Source organism: Streptomyces sp. PsTaAH-124, assembly GCF_000373685.1.
Lineage (GTDB): Bacteria > Actinomycetota > Actinomycetes > Streptomycetales > Streptomycetaceae > Streptomyces > Streptomyces andamanensis.
In genome coordinates this window covers 74,883-91,007 of the sequence record NZ_KB892208.1, presented here as the reverse complement: position 1 = coordinate 91,007, position 16,125 = coordinate 74,883, and the positions used below count along the sequence as shown (strand labels likewise).

The 16,125-nt window shown below is 74.7% G+C and carries 14 protein-coding genes; 4 read left to right on the top strand and 10 right to left on the bottom strand.

Annotated elements, in window-relative coordinates; genetic code table 11:
• Nucleotides 1–258: 258 nt before the first annotated feature.
• The 9 genes from B086_RS0135960 to B086_RS0135925 form a co-directional block, all read right to left on the bottom strand.
• Nucleotides 259–1,521, bottom strand: a complete 1,263-nt coding sequence (locus B086_RS0135960) for a hypothetical protein (RefSeq protein WP_018571288.1) — start codon at nucleotides 1,519–1,521, stop codon at nucleotides 259–261.
• The gene (locus B086_RS0135955; protein ID WP_018571287.1) at nucleotides 1,518–3,467 is read right to left on the bottom strand and encodes a DUF3492 domain-containing protein; all 1,950 of its coding nucleotides are present in this window, start codon (nucleotides 3,465–3,467) and stop codon (nucleotides 1,518–1,520) included. The genes B086_RS0135960 and B086_RS0135955 overlap by 4 nt, the downstream gene beginning before the upstream one ends.
• A gap of 192 nt (nucleotides 3,468–3,659) precedes the next feature.
• Nucleotides 3,660–5,459: a dipeptide ABC transporter ATP-binding protein gene (locus B086_RS0135950; protein ID WP_018571286.1), complete on the bottom strand. Its 1,800-nt coding sequence runs from the start codon at nucleotides 5,457–5,459 to the stop codon at nucleotides 3,660–3,662.
• Nucleotides 5,456–6,463 carry an ABC transporter permease gene (locus tag B086_RS0135945; RefSeq protein ID WP_018571285.1) on the bottom strand — a complete coding sequence of 336 codons (1,008 nt, stop codon included), beginning with the start codon at nucleotides 6,461–6,463 and terminating at the stop codon, nucleotides 5,456–5,458. Before B086_RS0135945 ends, B086_RS0135950 begins: the two co-directional genes overlap by 4 nt.
• A complete protein-coding gene (locus tag B086_RS0135940) occupies nucleotides 6,460–7,608 on the bottom strand; it encodes an ABC transporter permease (RefSeq protein ID WP_018571284.1) in 1,149 nt (382 codons plus the stop codon). The genes B086_RS0135945 and B086_RS0135940 overlap by 4 nt, the downstream gene beginning before the upstream one ends.
• 4 nt (nucleotides 7,609–7,612) lie before the next feature.
• A complete protein-coding gene (locus B086_RS0135935) occupies nucleotides 7,613–9,331 on the bottom strand; it encodes an ABC transporter substrate-binding protein (RefSeq protein WP_018571283.1) in 1,719 nt (572 codons plus the stop codon).
• Between the two features lie 222 nt (nucleotides 9,332–9,553).
• Nucleotides 9,554–9,646 carry an Ms4533A family Cys-rich leader peptide gene (locus B086_RS46155; RefSeq protein ID WP_018571282.1) on the bottom strand — a complete coding sequence of 31 codons (93 nt, stop codon included), beginning with the start codon at nucleotides 9,644–9,646 and terminating at the stop codon, nucleotides 9,554–9,556.
• Between the two features lie 90 nt (nucleotides 9,647–9,736).
• Entirely contained in the window at nucleotides 9,737–11,137 is a 1,401-nt protein-coding gene (locus B086_RS0135930) for a DUF3152 domain-containing protein (RefSeq protein WP_018571281.1), read from the bottom strand.
• Nucleotides 11,138–11,817: 680 nt separating this feature from the next.
• The gene (locus B086_RS0135925; RefSeq protein ID WP_018571280.1) at nucleotides 11,818–12,879 is read right to left on the bottom strand and encodes an alpha/beta fold hydrolase; all 1,062 of its coding nucleotides are present in this window, start codon (nucleotides 12,877–12,879) and stop codon (nucleotides 11,818–11,820) included.
• 244 nt (nucleotides 12,880–13,123) lie between these two features.
• Between B086_RS0135925 and B086_RS0135920 the strand changes: the two genes are divergently transcribed.
• The 4 genes from B086_RS0135920 (at nucleotide 13,124) to B086_RS0135905 (ending at nucleotide 15,114) form a co-directional block, all read left to right on the top strand.
• Nucleotides 13,124–13,360 carry a hypothetical protein gene (locus B086_RS0135920; protein ID WP_018571279.1) on the top strand — a complete coding sequence of 79 codons (237 nt, stop codon included), beginning with the start codon at nucleotides 13,124–13,126 and terminating at the stop codon, nucleotides 13,358–13,360.
• A gap of 197 nt (nucleotides 13,361–13,557) precedes the next feature.
• Nucleotides 13,558–14,202, top strand: a complete 645-nt coding sequence (locus B086_RS0135915) for a TetR/AcrR family transcriptional regulator (protein ID WP_018571278.1) — start codon at nucleotides 13,558–13,560, stop codon at nucleotides 14,200–14,202.
• 154 nt (nucleotides 14,203–14,356) lie between these two features.
• Nucleotides 14,357–14,584: a DUF3107 domain-containing protein gene (locus B086_RS0135910; protein ID WP_018571277.1), complete on the top strand. Its 228-nt coding sequence runs from the start codon at nucleotides 14,357–14,359 to the stop codon at nucleotides 14,582–14,584.
• A 260-nt stretch (nucleotides 14,585–14,844) separates the two neighbouring features.
• A complete protein-coding gene (locus B086_RS0135905; protein WP_018571276.1) occupies nucleotides 14,845–15,114 on the top strand; it encodes a hypothetical protein in 270 nt (89 codons plus the stop codon).
• A gap of 138 nt (nucleotides 15,115–15,252) precedes the next feature.
• On the opposite strand, the gene B086_RS0135900 is transcribed toward B086_RS0135905, so the two are convergent.
• The gene (locus tag B086_RS0135900) at nucleotides 15,253–15,999 is read right to left on the bottom strand and encodes a ferritin-like fold-containing protein (protein WP_018571275.1); all 747 of its coding nucleotides are present in this window, start codon (nucleotides 15,997–15,999) and stop codon (nucleotides 15,253–15,255) included.
• Between the last annotated feature and the right edge of the window lie 126 nt (nucleotides 16,000–16,125).

Genomic DNA, 16,125 nt, shown 5'->3' with positions numbered 1-16,125 from the left:
CCCGTGGTCCGCGCGGGGCCGGATCCGCCTGCGGCTCCGGCCCGGTGCGGTCGCGTGCGGGGGTGCGCCGGTGGCGTACGGCGCCGATGTCCCGGCCACCGGGAGCGCGTCCGCCCGGGGACCGCTCGCCCGGGGACCGTGCGCCGGGCGCGGGATCGGCGGGCTTCCGCGTACCGGGCGCGGCTTCACCGGGGCTCAGGTGGCCGTGGGAGGGCGAGGCCCGCCCGGCGGTCCGTGGTCCGGGGCGGCGGGTGTCCGTCACGGCTGCTTCTCCGCCTGCGCGTGGGCCGAGGCCCTGGTCAGGGAGCGGGCCGCGTGGATGAGGAGGGCGAGGGCGGCGGCTCCGCAGGCGAGGGCCGGGATGCTGCCCGGCCCCCAGGCGGTCACGAGGGTGTCGACCGGGACGGCGAGCGGGTCGCAGCTGGGGAGGCGGCCGGCGAAGACGCTCGCCTGGGCCGTCGCCTCCGCCGTGGCCGCGGCTGCGAGGGCGGCGGCCGGGGCGTGGGTGGAGCCGTGCGTGGTGAGCAGCCGGGCGAGCAGCAGCAGGGCGCCGAGCGCGAGGGTCCGGACGATTGCGGCGGGCTCGTGCAGGACCCTGCCGCAGGCGGTGAGCAGGGCGGCGAGAGCGCCCAGGAAGAGGGTGAACACGACGAGGAGCAGGGGCCGTACGGAGGCGGCGAACTCGTGCAGGCCGCGGCTGGCCGTCAGCGCGCGCCGGGCGCGTACCGCGAAGAGGTGCGCGGCCCAGCACGCCGGTGCGCAGGCGAGCGCGAGCGCCAGCACGGGGACGGTCGCCAGCGGCCAGGGACCGGTCCGGGTGCCGTCGGGCAGTCCGTCGGGGCCGCCCGGGACCGCCGCGCCGAGCAGGCCGTCGCCGAGGACGGCGTAGGCGAGGAGCCAGTACGTCCAGGCGTGGGTGCCGGGGGTGCGCGGGCCGCCCCGGGGGTGTTCGCGCCTGCCGAGCGGGCCGCGGCGGAGCAGGACGTGCACGGCCAGGGCCAGGGCCGGCAGCCCGACCGCCGCCACCGCCGGACGGACCGGGCCCGTGGTCAGGCGCACTCCGGCGACCGTGGCCGCGCACAGGGCGCCGGGCAGCAGGGCGAGCAGGATCCAGCCGACACGCGCGCGGGGCGCGGTGTCGTCCCGGGGCGGCGCGGGTGCGGCGGTGTCGCGGGCGATACGGGCGTACATCTCCTCGGCCAGGGAGAAGACGTCGCGGTGGCGGTAGCGGGCGGCGGTGCGGTCGGTGACGCCGTGCGCCTCAAGACCGGCGGCGATCTCCAGTGGGTCGACCGCGCGTTCGCACAGTTCGCGGTGGCGGTGCAGCAGGGAGGTGACCGGGTCGGCCGCGCCTCGGCGCGGAGCGGCGGCGCGGGCCCGGTCGAGCACGGTGCCGCGTCCGCGCGCCCCGCCGCGCCCGCCGGTGCCGTCGGCCGCCGTCGGCCGCTCCGCCGGGCCCGCGCCCCAGGCGCCGGGGCTGGTCGGGGTCCTCGGGTGGTCGGATTCTCTCGGGGTGGTCATCGGGCGGCCTCCGTGGCCGGACGGCGGGTCGGGGTGCGGTCGGGGGCGGCGGCCGCCCAGCTGGGGGCGGTGCGGACCGGTGCGGCGGAGGAACCCGGGGAGGCGGCGGTGCCCGGGTGCCGGGCGGCCGGGCCGGTCCGGCGGTCGGGCGGGCCCGGGAATCCGGGCGGCCCGGCGAGGTGGGACTCGGCCGGGGCGGCGAACGGAAGGGGCTCGCCGGAGTCGTCCAGGACCACGCGCCGGACCGGGCACCGGGAGACGACCTCCAGGTAAATGCTGTGAAATGCCGCGATGTTCTGCTCGACGGTGAACAGTTCGAGCGCGCGGGCGCGGGCGGCGGCGCCCAGGCGCGCACGGCGCTCGGGGTCGCGCAGCAGCGCCACGCACGCCTCACCGAGCGCCCGCGGATTGCGCGGCGGCACGACGAGTCCCGTACCGCCGATGACCTCGACGACCGCGCCGACGTCCGTGGAGACGGTCGCGCACCCGGAGAACATCGCCTCCACCAGGCCGGACGGGAAGCCCTCGACGACGCTCGACAGGACGACCACGGCGCCCGCGGCGTAGGCGTCGGCGAGGGTCGGCGCCTCGGGGCCGCCCACCTCCTCGAAGGAGACCGGGTTCTCGCCGACGGTGTGCGGGCCCTCGGCCTCGTCCGGGAAGAGCTGGGCGGCCAGTGCCTTGCAGTGGGCCAGGTAGCCGGCGGCCTCGGGACCGTCCGGCGCCGCCGTCGTGGCCACGATCCTCAGCCGCGCCCCCGGGTGCGCCCAGCGGACCTCGGTGAAGGCGTGCAGCAGGGACACCAGGTCCTTGGCCGGTTCGACGCGGCCGGTCCACACCAGCGTGTCCGCGCCGTGCGCCCGCGTGCGAGCCCCGGCGCCGCCGCTCCCGCCGGTCGCACCGGCACCGCCGGTCGCTCCCACCCCACCCGTCTCGCCCGCCTCGGCGAACGGCGTGGCGTCCATGCCGGGAGGGACGGTGCGCAGCCTGGCGCGGTCGGCACCGCAGCGCTCCTGCCAGCGGCGGGTGTGGGCGTTGCCGTGGGTGATGACGGCGGCCTGCCGGTAGACCTCTGCGGCGAGCCGGGCGTGGAAGGCGGCGAGCAGGGACCGCACGGCCGGGGCGGTGCGGGCGGCGGTGGCGGCCAGGTGGTGCGCCCGCAGCGGCGCGCCGTACTCGGTCACCAGGAGGGGGACGTCGCAGAAGTGGCGCGCGAGCAGTCCGGGCAGGGCCGCGGTGCCGCCGCCCGCGGTGTGGCAGAGGTCGGCGGCCCCGAGGCCGTCGTCCCCGTACCAGTCCGGGGTCAGGGGGCGCAGGGCGTGTTCCACGTGCACGGCCACGCCGAGGAGATCCGGTACGCGCGCCTCACGCGCCTCGCGGTGGGCGCCGGGCGCGCGGCAGGCGCGTTCCAGCGCGCGGACAGCGCTCTCCGAGCGCAGCGCGCCCGCGAGGCCGCCGCCCGTGTCGCGGGCGAGTTCCGCGAGGCCGTACAGCGCGTAGGCGAAACGGTCCGCCTCGTCGTCCGAGCGGCTTACCGGAACCGCGCCGTCCTGCCCGGCCCACGCCGCTCGGCCGCCCTGCCCGGCCCACGCCGCTCGGCCGCCCTGCCCGCCCTGCCCGGCCCACGCGGTCTGCGCGGTCCGCCCGGCCGCCCCCGTCGCGCACAGCACGGCCGCCAGTTCCCCGTAGTACTCGGCGAAGCGGCGGCGCGCCCGGCGTCCGTGGCGCGCGCCGGTGTCCTCGGTCCCCCACAGGGGCGCCGTACGGACCCGGCCGACCTGCCGGGGCAGCGGGACCCAGCCGTCGTCCTCCTGCCGGCGGCTGCGGCTGAGCGCGTAGAGGTCGAACTCGTGCTGCCCGAGCCCGCGCACGAGCCGTTCGCACCAGAGCGTGCCGTCCCCGCTCGCATACGGGTAGCCGCCCTCCGTCACCAGTCCGATGCGCACGCGTGCACCCCCGTTCTCTCCCGTGTGGAGAGCCGCCGTCGCACCGGCGGCTCGCAGCGGGAAGAACGTATGCGGACAGACCGGTGGCGCGACGGACGGTTGTCCGTCGCGCCACCGGAAGGGGTGAACGGGCGTAACTTTCCCGGGCCGACGGCGTTCCGTCGCACCGGGAGATCACGTGGCTACGCGGCGTCAGGCCATGGCCAGCTCCCGGCGGGCGGCGCGGCGCCGGGCGGCGGCCTCCGGGTCGAGCGCCGGTACGGCGGCCAGGAGCTGCCTGGTGTAGGGGTCCCGGGGCGCGTCGTACACCTCGGCGGCCGGGCCCTCCTCGACGATCCGGCCCCGGCGCATCACCGCGACCCGGTCGCTGACCTGGCGCACCACCGCGAGGTCGTGGGCGACGAAGACCAGGGCGATACCGAGGTCCCGCTGCAACTCGCCGAGCAGGGCCACCACCTGCGCCTGCGTGGTGACGTCGAGCGCCGAGACGGGCTCGTCGCAGACGATCACCCGCGGGTCGGCGGCGAGCGCCCGCGCGATGCCCACGCGCTGACGCTGCCCGCCGCTGAACTCGTGCGGATAGCGGTCGTACTGCGCGCGTTCGAGCCCGACGCGCTCCAGCAGTCCGCCGACGCGCTCCCGGATGCGCTCCTCGCTCCGTTCGCCGCGTGCCCGCAGCGGGTCCGCGATGGACTCCCCCACGCTGCGGCGCGGGTTGAGGGAGGAGACCGGGTCCTGGAAGACCATCTGCACGGCCGGGTCCACCCCGGCCCTGGCCCGGCCCTCGAAGCGCACCTCGCCCGCGGTCGGCTCCAGCAGCCCGACGAGCATCCGGCCCAGCGTGGTCTTGCCGCTGCCGCTCTCGCCCACGATCCCCAGGGTCTCGCCGCGCCGCACGGTCAGCGAGACACCGTCCACGGCCGCCAGCGCCCGCCGGCCGCGCCCGAACTCGCGCCGCAGCCCGGACGCCTCCAGGACGACCTCGGCCCCGGCCTCGGCTCCGGCTCCGGTCCGCGAGGACCCGTGGCCCTCCGGTGCCTCCTCCCGTGCCTCCCGCGCCTCCCGCACCGGCGCCTCAGGCGCGTCCGGCACCTCAGGCGCGTCCGGCACCTCAGGCGCGTCCGGCACCTCAGGCACCTTCGGCGCGTCCCCGGACCCGTCGGTCGCCGTCCGCAGGCGTTCCAGGCGCGGCACCGCCGCCAGCAGTTCCCTGGTGTACGCCGCGCCGGGGGCACCCAGCACGTCCGCGACGGGACCGTGCTCGACAGCGCGGCCGTGCCGCATGACCAGCACCTCGTCGACGCTCTCGGCGGCGACGCCCACGTCGTGGGTGACCAGCAGCAGCCCCATCCCGGTCTCCTCCCGCAGCGTGTGCAGCAGGTCGAGGATCTGGGCCTGGACGGTCACGTCGAGCGCGGTGGTCGGCTCGTCGGCGATCAGCAGGTCGGGCGCGCACGCGAGCGCCATGGCGATCAGGGCGCGCTGGCGCATGCCGCCGCTGAACTCGTGCGGCCGGGAGCGGGAGCGCCGGGCCGCGTCGGGGATCCCGACCCGGTCCAGCACCTCCACGGCACGCGCGCGTGCCGCCCGGCGCGAGGCACGCGTGTGTGTGCGGTACACCTCGGCGATCTGGTCGCCGACCGCGTAGTACGGGTCGAGGGAGGACAGCGGGTCCTGGAAGACCATGGCGGCCGTCCCGCCGCGCAGCCGCCGCAGCTCCTCCTCGGAGGCGGACCGCACATCGGTGCCGGCCACCCGGACCGTGCCGCCCTCCCGCGCGCCGGTGCCGCGGTGCAGCCCCAGCAGGGCGGAGGCGACCGTGGACTTGCCCGAGCCGGACTCGCCGACCAGGGCGAGCGCGCCGCCGGGCGCGAGCCGGAAGGAGAGTCCGTCCACGGCGCGCAGCGCCCCGAACGCGACGGTCAGGTCCGCCACCTCGACGAGGCTCGCCGCGGCGGAACCGGTCGGATTCCTCAGGTTCTTCGGGCTCATGCGAGTACCACCCGTCGGTCGGCCACCGCGAACAGCACGTCCGCGACGGCGTTGGCGATGACCACGAAGAAGCCGATGACCAGGACCATGCCGACGACCACCGGCAGGTCCACGACGTTCACCGCGTGCACCAGTTCCTGGCCGATCCCGGGCAGGCCGAACAGGGTCTCGGTGAGGACCGCGCCGCCGACCGCCGAGCCGACGTTGTTGGCGTTCAGCGCGATGACGGGGGCGAGGGCGCCGCGCAGCGCGTGCCGCCCGACGATCGCCCGCTCCCCCACTCCGTACGCGCGGAAGGTGCGGATGTGGTCCTCGGCGAGGGTCTCCAGCATCGACGCCCTGGTCATCCGGGCGAAGGCGGCGGCCTCGATCAGGGCCAGCGAGAGCCACGGCAGGATCAGGTTCCACGCCCATTGCTCGGGGTCGTCGGTGAGGTTCACGTACTGCGGGAAGGGCAGCCACTGGAACTCGCCGCAGACGACGATCAGCAGGACCAGGCCGATGACGAACACCGGGGTGGCGGTGCCCGCGAGCGTGACGGCGGTGAGGACGCGTTCGGAGATCCGGCCGCGCCGCCAGGCGGAGAGCACGCCCGTGCCCACCCCGAGGATCAGCCAGAGCACCATCGCGCCGAACACCAGGGACAGGCTCACGGGGAGCTTGGTCAGGATGATGCTCAGGACCTGCCGACCGGACTGGTAGGAGACCCCGAGGCAGGGCGCGGAGCAGTGCTCGACGGAGGTGCCGGTCGAGTAGTCCTGGCCGGCCACGAGTCCTTCGAGGAAGTGCCAGTAGCGCACGTACAGCGGGTCGTCCAGGCGCAGTTGCTGGGCCACCTGGTGCACCTGCTCCGGCGAGCAGCGCGGGCCGCAGCTGATCTGCGCGACGTTGCCGGGGGTGGCGTAGAAGACGACGTAGACGATCACCGAGATGGCGAGGAGGGTGATCAGGGCGCCGAGGGCACGGCGCAGCACGAATCCTCCGAGTCCGCCGAAGGCGTTCACGCGGTGGCCTCCTTGTGTGCTTCCTGGGCCTGGGCCTGGTCCTGGTCCTGGGCCTGGGCCTGGGCCTGGTCCTGGGCCTGGGCCTGGGACGTCCCGTCGGCCGCCGCCGCACCGGGCTCCACCCCGGTCTTCGGACCGGCTTCCGTACCGGTCCCGGCCGCCGACTCGCGCCTGCGGCCGGTGCCGATGCGCAGGCGGGAGGCGGCGCGCGGGTCGAGGGCGGTGCGGACGCCGTCGCCGAGGACGGTCAGGGCGACCACGGTCACGAAGAGGGCACCCGCGGGCAGCATCAGGTACTGCGGCGCCGCCTGGTACCAGACGTCGGCCGCGGTGAGCATCTGCCCCCAGGACGGGGTGGGCGGCTTCACGCCGACGCCGAGGAAGGACAGCGCCGCCTCGACGGAGATGTTGGTGGGTACGAGCAGGGCGGCGTACGTGATGACGGGGGCCGCGAGGCCGGGCAGCAGTTCGCGGCGGACGATGCGCACGGTGCCCCAGCCGCTGAGCCGGGCGGCGGCGACATGGTCGAGGCCCTTGAGGGTGAGGGTCTGGGCGCGCACGATCTTGGCGATGTTGCCCCAGGCGATCAGGCCGATGACCAGGGTGACCAGCACCGGGCGCGGGAAGCTCGACGGGACGATGGCCAGCAGCGCCAGAGCCATGATCATCAGCGGCATCGAGACGATGATGTCGGTGGCCCGGCTGAGCAGCTGGTCGACCCAGCGGTTGCCGAGCGCGGCGGCGACGCCGACCGCGACCCCGATGGCGACCTGGATGAGCGTGGCGGCGAGCGCCACGCCCAGCGAGACCCGGGCGCCGTAGACCAGGCGGGCGAACAGGTCGCGGCCGGTCTGCGGTTCGACGCCCAGCCAGTGGTCGCCGCTCGCGCCGCCGAACGAGCCGATGGGCACGCCGCCGCGCGCGGAGTCGACCAGGCCGGGGTGGTAGGTGGTGGGGTCCTGGCCCTCCAGCGCGGTGAGCAGCGGCGCGGCGAGCGCGATCAGGACGAGCAGCGCGACGACGGCCGCCGCGACGAGGGCGGCGCGCTGCGCACGCAGCCGCCGCCAGAACCGGTGAGCCCCCGGGGCCACCGGGACGGGGATGTCCGTCCCGGCGGCCGGGGAGGCGGCAAGTGCCTCGCTCACGGCGTCACTTCACCGCGACCTGGGAGATGTCCAGCACACCGGTCCAGTCGCTGATCACGATGTTCTTGACGTCCTTGCCGTACAGGCGCTTGTAGACGGGGTGGAACAGCGGCACGGTCAGGGCCTGTTCGCCGATCTTCTTGTCCAGGGCGCCCCAGCGCGCGGCGGCGGCGTCGAGGTCGGTCAGCTTGTTGATCGCGTCGATCTCGTCGTTGACGGACGTGTCGTCGAGCTGGCCGCTGTTGAAGTTGGCGCCGTCCTCGACGATCTGGCGGCCGTCGAAGATCGGGGCCAGGAAGGGGCCGCCGGAGGGCCAGTCGGCACCCCAGTGGGCGAGGAAGAGGCCCGGCTCGGTCTTCACGTTCTGCGTCTTGTCGGAGTAGTCGTTCTTCTCCAGGCCCTGGAGCCTGACGGTGATGCCGGCCTTCTTGAGCGCGTCCTGGACGGCGGTGGCGATCTCCGGGCTGGTCTCGAAGTCCTTGCTGTTGGAGTGGGTGAGGGTGACGGTGATGCCGTCGGGGTGACCGGCCTGCTTCAGCAGTTCCCTGGCCTTGGCCGGGTCGCCCGAGGCGCCCGCCGGGAAGAGGTCGTAGGGGGTGTGGCCGAAGGACTTCTGGTTCGGCAGGAAGGTGGTGGCGGGCTCGGCGAGGGCGCTGCCGCCGGCCGCGTTGACGACCGAGGACCGGTCGATGGCGTAGGCGACGGCCTGGCGCACCTTGATGTCGTCGAACGGCTTCACCTTCGGGTTGAAGGCCAGGTAGTTGGTGTAACCGAAGTGGCCGGTGCCCACGCGCGCGGCCAGCGCCTTGTCACCGCTGACCTTGGCGAGTTCGGCCGGTCCGAGGTTGGTGTCCGTGGTGACGGCGGCGGCGTCGGGGCCCTGGGAGGCGGAGAGCCGCTGGTTGATGACGGACGAGTCGAGCCCGGACCGTACGTCGATCCGGTCCGGGTACGCCTTGCGCTCGGCGTCGGTGGCGGCGGACCAGTTCGGGTTGCGCTCCAGGACGAGGTGCTCGCCGTCGTTCTCGTTCTTGACGACCTTGTACGGGCCGGACGAGACCGGGTGCTCCTCGTACTTGGTGCCGGTGTCCTTGGCCTTGGGCACCGGCGTGAACTGGGTCTGCGTGGCCAGGTACGGGAACTCGCCCTCGGGCTTGTTCAGATGGAAGACGATCGTCCGGGCGTCCGGCGTCTCGATCGCGGCGAGGCCCTTCTTGTCCTTGTACGGCCCCTGGTAGCCGGCCGCGCCGACCAGCCAGTCCCGCAGGTAGGGGGCGCCGCCGGAGAGTTCGGGCGCGAAGGAGCGCTCGATGCCGTACTTGACGTCGGCCGAGGTGATCGGCGTGCCGTCCTCGTACTTCAGCCCCTCCTTGAGGGTGTACGTCCACACGGTCGCGTCCTTGCTGGGGCGCCCGGTGTCGGTGGCGAGGTCCGGGACGACCTTGGCACCGGCGGCGCCGTTCTCGCGGTTGCGGGTGGTGAGGGTGCGGAAGACGAGGGAGGGGACGTTGCCGCCGCCGGAGGTGTAGAGGCGCGCCGGGTCGAAGTCCTGCTGGGGCTGGGCGTTGAGGACGTTCAGGGTGCCGCCCTTGTGGGGCCGGGAGTCGCCGCCGGTGCTCTTGGCATCGTTGTCCTTCGGCCCGCAGGCGACGGCGCCCGCTGCCACGACCAGGCTGACGGATACCGCGGCCACGCGGCGGGCTGAGACGGACGGTTGGCGCATCGGAATGACGACCTCTCGGAAGGGATGTCCCGGACACGTCTCGGATCGCGAGACGGTCGGACGAGTAATGAGACGAATCTGAACAGACGTCTGCCTCGGCGACGGGTCGTCGGACCACCGGGGACCGTACTGCCGCGCGACGGCGCTCGGCGGGAGCGCACCAGGACGCGGAAGGTCAGGGCGAAGGGGAGAACGGGGCGACGCGCACGCCGGGGGCGGGCGTCAGCAACAGTGGATGTCGGCCACACAGAGGGCGGTCACGCCGAGGAGCGCCATCTCGATGGCGGCGCTGCTGACGGAGTGACGGGACCACATGCGCAGAAATATGAACGAACATTCGGCGCATTGTCAACATGATCGGAGGGCGGCGCGCGGCTCCTCCGCGGCCGCCCCGCACACCGTCCGTCAACTCTTCGGGTAGGGCCAGGAGTTCGGCAGGCAGTGAATTCCGTCATGGTCGAGGAACTTCGTCTGCTGCTGCATGACCGGCGCGAGCTCCCCGTCCTTCTCGCAGGTGACGTGGTTGTGGCCGAGCCGGTGGCCGACCTCGTGGTTGATCAGCATCTGCCGGTACGGGTAGATCCGGTCGCCGTAGGTCCTGGCGCCCTGCGCCCAGCGGTAGGCGTTGATCATCACGCGCGGGGTGGCGGCCGAGTCGCACGAGACGTTGTCCTCGGTGGTGTCCAGACCCGACTTCTCGCACCACACGGCGGTGGTGCCGGGGCTGGCGAGCGTGATCACGAAGTCGCTCTCGCCGGAGGAGACCCGCTCGAAGGTGCGCGCACCGCCGTGGGCCCAGCTACGGTCGTCGTTGAGCGTCTTCTGCACGGCGTCCGCGAAGAGCCGGCCGTCGAGCCCGAGGCCCTGCTCCACGTCGACCCGGTAGGTGAACTTGCGCCCGCGCCCCGGCGCCTTGGCGAAACCGGGGACCACGTCGAACCGGCCCGAACCCTTGAGCGCGGGGCTCAGCGGGTACTTCAGGTTCATCTTCTGCTCGTACGTCAGCGCGACCGTGCTGTGCGAGGGGGACGGACTCGTCTGCACGCCCCCGCCCAGCGCGGTCCGGGCGCCCTCGTCCTGGCCGCCGGCCGTCTGCGCCGCGCCCGCCTCGGAGCGGTCGTCGGCGACCTGCCCGGCCACGACGACCGCGAGCACGGTGGTGACGGCCGCGGCGGCGATACCGGTGAAGGTACGGCCCTTGCCGCCCTTGGTGCCCTTGGCGCTCTTGCCGCCGGGGGCCGCCTCGGCGGCGGGCGGCACGGAGCCGTCACCGCCGTCGCCGTCGTCACCACGGCCGCCACCGCCACCGCCACCGCTGCCCGCGCGCGGTCCGGCGCCCGCGACCGGGCTCGTGCCGGTACCGGCTGCGGTGGGTCCCGTGGGCGGGGCGAACTGGACCGGCACCGGGCGGGGCAGCGTGCCCCGGGAGGCGCCCCGGGAGGCGCCCCGGGAGGCGCCGCGGGAACGGGCGGTGGCGCCGGTCGCGCCGTCCTCGCCGCGCTCCGTACCGTCGCCGTCGCCGCTGTCGCCACCCCCTTCCGCCGCTCCGTCCCGGAACGCGTCGAGGTAGTCCTGCCGGGGTCCGGACCCCGGGGCCGACTGCCCCCGCCGCTGCCGCTGCCGCGGGATGGGGACGCCGGTGCCCGCGGCACCGGTGGGCTCCGCGGGACCCGCCGCCGAGGTCTCGCCGACGCCGGGCGCCGCGCCCGCTCCTCCGTCGCCGGAGCACCGGGCCCTCGACCTGAACTCCCCCCAGCCGCCTCCGGCTTCCCGCTGCTCGGGATGAGCACCACGAGCCTGCGGCACACCGTGAGCGGGGGTCCCGTCCGGGAAGCGGGGGACGCCATGGGCGGGCGTCCCGTCGGGCATACGCGGCACGCCGTGCGCGGGTGTCCCGTCGGGGAAACGCGGCACACCGTGAGCGGGAGTTCCATCGGGGAAGCGGGGCACGCCGCGCGCCGGTGTCCCGTCCGGCATACGCGGCACACCGTGCGCGGGCGTCCCGTTCGGCGCGGGCACGCGGGGGAACCCCTGTGCGGGAGTCCCGTCCGGAAGACGGGGTACGCCCTGCGCGGGAGTTCCGTCCGGGAAGTGCGGCGGGCCCGCCGGGCGCCTGCCCGGAGCCGGGGCCGGACCGGTGGGACCGGAGCCCGGCCAGGGAGCGGGACCGGCGGGACCGGGACCGGCGGGACCGGGACCGCGGCCCGGCGCGGCGGCCCCCGGACCCCGGCGCGGCGGCGGTGCCTGCGCCGGACCCGCTCCGGGGCCGGGCGGCGCCATCGGCGCTGCGGTCTGACCGGGGGAACCGGGCTGACCGGCCGGCCGGCCGCCGGGGACCGGTCCGCCCGGCCCCTCGGAGCCGTCCCGGTGGCCCCTGCGGTCCCGGCCCTGCCGGGCCGCGTCCGTACTCGCTGTCGTGCCCGCTGTGCCCGCGCTGTCGCCCTTCGGGGCGGGTCCGCGGCGGCTGTGGCGTCCCACCTGGTCCGTCAGCCTCCCATTTCCGCGTCGCGGGCGCCCTCGTCGGCGACCGCACCCCGGGAGCCTACGGCCTTCCCGCCCGGCGCCGCCCACGCCCCCGACTCCCGCGTTTCGGCCAGGAGTTCACGGAACGCGGTCGCCACCGTCTCCGGGTACTCCATCATCGCCACATGGCCCGCGTCGGGCAGGGTGAGCAGCCGGGAGTCGCGGAAGGCCCGTTCCGCGCGCCGGGCCATGCGGTATCCGACGAGCTGGTCCCGGCCGCCGTAGACCAGCAGGGTGGGCGCGAGGACCCGTTCGGCCTGCCGCCACAGACCGTGCTGACCACCCAGGGTGTACGCGTCGACGATCCCGCGCGCGGAACGCGCCATCGCGTCCCAGAAGTACGGCAGCCGCAGCCGCCGCTCCATCTCCTGCACGGCGGCGTGGAAACCCTCGGGGGTGACCCGGCCGGGATCGCCGTAGCAGAGGGCCATCACCCCGCGGACCCGCTGCTCGGCCGTCCACTCCCGGGTCAGCCGGGTGAAGAGCGCGCAGACGCCGGGCAGCGCGAGCAGCCCGGTCGGCAGGGCGCTGCGCTGCACCCGCAGTTCGGGCAGCGCGGGCGAGACCAGGGTGAGGGTGCGCACGAGGTCGGGGCGCAGCGCGGCCACGCGCGTGGAGACGGCACCGCCCAGGGAGTTGCCGAGAAGGTGGACCGGGCCGCGGTCCGCCGTGTCCAGGTAGCGGATCACCGCGCGCGCGTGGGCGGTGACCGAGTAGTTGCCGTCGTCCGGCGGCGGGGAGTCCCCGAAGCCCGGCAGGTCGAGCGCCTCGCCGTCCACGTCGGTGTCCAGGAGGGCCATCAGCGGCGTCCAGTTCTGCGAGGAACCGCCGAGCCCGTGCACGTACAGCGCGCGCGGCAGGCCCTCGCGCGCGGGCGGCCGGGAGCGCACCGTCAGGGTGATTCCCGGCAGTTCGACCGAGCGCAGCCGCTCCCCTTCCCCGGCCTCTCCGGCCCCGGACCCGGCGGGCGCCACCCTGGGCAGGACGTTCGCGGGCGGCACGGCGGGCAGGTCGGTCGAAGACATGCGGCAATGTTACGAGACGATCACGCCGCGATTCATGTGTTCGCCGTCACAGGATGAGGCGCGGGAGGCGGCACGGCGGACGGCGCGGAGAGCCGCCCCGGATCGCATGGCGCGGGAATCGGGTGTCTCCTACGCTCGTAGCGAGGGCACCCGCGTACAGTCCCGGCTTCCGCCGGGCAGGTACACGGACGTACATGACGTACACAAGGACATCCGCGGGGATGTCCACCGAAGGGAGCCCAGCATGGCAATCGATCCCAGCGACCCCGGGACGTTCGAGGACGCCGAGGACGACGGCGCCGCCGAGGACGGCACGGAGATCGACGTCGAGGCGCCCGAGGACGACGCGGCCGAGCAGCAGGCCGACATCGCGCCGGAGGGCGACGATCCGCTGACGGACGCGGATCCCGGCCGCGCGAACGAGGCCGATCTCGCCGAGCAGGCACGGGTCGTCTCCCTCGACGAGGACGACTACCGGTGACGGTGGCGGCGACGGACCGCCGCTGAGCAGCGGCGGCGCCCTCCTATGCCCGGACTGAGCCCGTTGGAAACCTTCTGTGCCGGTTTCCGCACCGTCCGGTCCGTGAAATTCTGCGCTCGCACCGCGCACAGTACGGTTACCGAAAAGTACGATGGCGGCGCGGCGCACACCGCACAGGGACGACTTTGGGAGGCGGCGTGACAGCCATCGAGCAGACAGAGGCAGCGCGCCCGCGGGGCACGCGCCTGCCGCGCCGTGCCCGGCGGAACCAGCTGCTGGGCGCCGCCCAGGAAGTCTTCGTGGCGCAGGGCTACCACGCGGCGGCCATGGACGACATCGCCGAGCGCGCCGGGGTCAGCAAGCCGGTGCTCTACCAGCACTTCCCCGGCAAGCTCGACCTCTATCTGGCCCTGCTCGACCAGCACTGCGAGGCGCTGATCCAGTCGGTGCGCAGCGCGCTGGCGTCGACCACCGACAACAAGCAGCGCGTCCGCGCCACCATGGACGCCTACTTCGCCTATGTCGAGGACGACGGCGGCGCCTTCCGGCTGGTCTTCGAGTCGGACCTGACCAACGAGCCCGCCGTGCGCGAGCGCGTGGACAAGGTCACCACCGAGTGCGCCGAGGCGATCTGCGAGGTCATCGCCGAGGACACCGGCCTCTCGCGCGCCGAGTCGATGCTGCTCGCCTCCGGCCTGGGCGGCCTCGCCCAGGTGGTGGCCCGCTCGTGGCTGCACAGCGACCGCAGCGTCCCGCGCGACCAGGCGGTTCAGCTGCTGACGTCGCTGGCCTGGCGCGGCATCGCCGGTTTCCCGCTGCACGGCAGCGAGCAGCACCACTGATCCGGTCAGTTGTTCCCGCGCGCCGTTCTGTTCCCGTGCGCTGTTCGCTCCTGGCGTGCACCGGCGGAGCGTGTCCGTCCCCTCACCGGGCTAATGTGTGCGGAGTACGGCGCGGAAGGTCGCGCACTTCACTGACCGTCGGAGGGACATAGCCGTGGAGGTCAAGATCGGCGTGCAGCACGCGCCCCGCGAGATCGTTCTGGAGAGCGGTCAGAGCCCCGAGGAGGTCGAGCGGGCGGTGGCCGAGGCACTGGCCGGCAAGTCGCAGCTGCTGACCCTCGTGGACGAGCACGGTCGCAAGGTGCTGGTCCCGGCCGAGCGCCTCGCGTACGTCGAGCTGGGTGAGGCGGCCCCGCGCAAGGTGGGCTTCGGGGCCCTGTAGCAGGGCACGCACGAACGAGGAGTGGGCCCGGCGGTCACCGACCGCCGGGCCCACTCTCGTGTCCGGCCCGGCCCCCGGCCATCCCACGCGCGGCCCACACCCATCGCCCGCCCGGCCCGCGCTCGAGCCCCGCTCGGCCCCTCCTCGCGCGCTTCACGCAGCGCACACAAACAGCTCACAGGGAGGGTTGCATTCCGCAGGTCAGGGGTATGACGGGGCTACGACCGTCAGCACCGGCCGCTCGTGTGGGAGGGACTGTGATGTTCTTGGAGGCCCTGGGATCCGCCGTGCTCGGCCTGCTGCTCGGCTGGGCGGTCTTCCACCGCCTGGCGCGCCGCCTGCCGTCGCGACCGCTGGTCCTGTCGACGGGGGTGGCGGGCGCCCTCCTCGGTGACTTCGTCACCCACAGCGCGCTCGGCTCGGCCCCCGTGCTCTCCAGTCTGCTCGGCGCGGCCGTCGTCTCGGCCGCCTCCGTCTCCCTGCTGCTGCGCCCGGCCGGCCGCCTGCGCCGACGATCCCTGACGGCGTAGCCGGTCGGTCCGGCCGCCGGGGCCGTCCGCCGGACCGACCGGCCGTACGGCCCGCGCGCGTCCGGCCCGACCCGGCTGACCCGGCCCCGGTGACCCGGCCCGGCCGACGACAGGGCGGCCGGGTCTCCCGCATCCGTGCTACGCGGCCAGTCCCAGCGCGGCCATCCGCTTGGTGTGCGCCTCGGTGATGCGGGTGAACATCCGGCCGACCTCGGCGAGGTCGAAGCCGTCCGCGACCCCGCCCACGAGCATCGTGGACAGCGCGTCGCGGTCGGCGACGACCCGCTGCGACTGCGACAGGGCCTCGCCCATCAGCCGCCGCGCCCACAGCGCGAGCCGCCCGCCCACGCGCGGGTCCGCGTCGATGGCCGCCCGGACCTTCTCCACCGCGAAACCGGCGTGCCCGGTGTCGTCGAGGACGGCCAGCACCAGTTCACGGGTGTCGGAGTCCAGCCGGGCCGCGACCTCCCGGTAGAAGTCACTGGCGATCGAGTCGCCGACGTACGCTTTGACGAGCCCTTCCAGCCAGTCCGAGGGCGCCGTCTGCCGGTGGAAGCCGTCGAGCGCGGCGACGAACGGGTCCATCGCCTCGGTCGGCTCGGCACCGATCTCCGTGAGCCGGTCGCGCAGCCGCTCGAAGTGGTGGAACTCGGCCGAGGCCATCTTCGCCAGCTCGGCCTTGTCCGCGAGGGTGGGCGCCAGCTTGGCGTCCTCCGCGAGCCGTTCGAACGCCGCGAGCTCCCCATAGGCGAGCGCGCCGAGCAGGTCCACGACGGCGGCGCGGTACTGCGGGTCGGCGGCGGCCGTCGCCCAGTCCTGGGCGGCGATCCCGGTGCGTTCGGCGGGGGCGTCGGGGGCCTGGTCGGGCGTGTCAGAGCTGGTCATGAAGCGCACAATAGCCCGCCCCCCGGGCCCTGGAGAGATCTTGCCGACCAGTGTGACGACGGCTACGTGACCAAATCGGCCATCGCGTGTGCACGATTCCGGGGTATGGTGGTAATGCGCCTGCTG

What these genes read in the sequence shown, in the direction of transcription:
- B086_RS0135905 (WP_018571276.1), top strand. Translation starts at nt 14,845, where the DNA reads ATGTTCTTGGAGGCCCTGGGATCCGCCGTGCTCGGCCTGCTGCTCGGC.
- B086_RS0135950 (WP_018571286.1), bottom strand. Translation starts at nt 5,459, where the DNA reads ATGAGCCCGAAGAACCTGAGGAATCCGACCGGTTCCGCCGCGGCGAGC.
- B086_RS0135900 (WP_018571275.1), bottom strand. Translation starts at nt 15,999, where the DNA reads ATGACCAGCTCTGACACGCCCGACCAGGCCCCCGACGCCCCCGCCGAA.
- B086_RS0135935 (WP_018571283.1), bottom strand. Translation starts at nt 9,331, where the DNA reads ATGCGCCAACCGTCCGTCTCAGCCCGCCGCGTGGCCGCGGTATCCGTC.
- B086_RS0135925 (WP_018571280.1), bottom strand. Translation starts at nt 12,879, where the DNA reads ATGTCTTCGACCGACCTGCCCGCCGTGCCGCCCGCGAACGTCCTGCCC.
- B086_RS0135920 (WP_018571279.1), top strand. Translation starts at nt 13,124, where the DNA reads ATGGCAATCGATCCCAGCGACCCCGGGACGTTCGAGGACGCCGAGGAC.
- B086_RS0135960 (WP_018571288.1), bottom strand. Translation starts at nt 1,521, where the DNA reads ATGACCACCCCGAGAGAATCCGACCACCCGAGGACCCCGACCAGCCCC.
- B086_RS46155 (WP_018571282.1), bottom strand. Translation starts at nt 9,646, where the DNA reads ATGTGGTCCCGTCACTCCGTCAGCAGCGCCGCCATCGAGATGGCGCTC.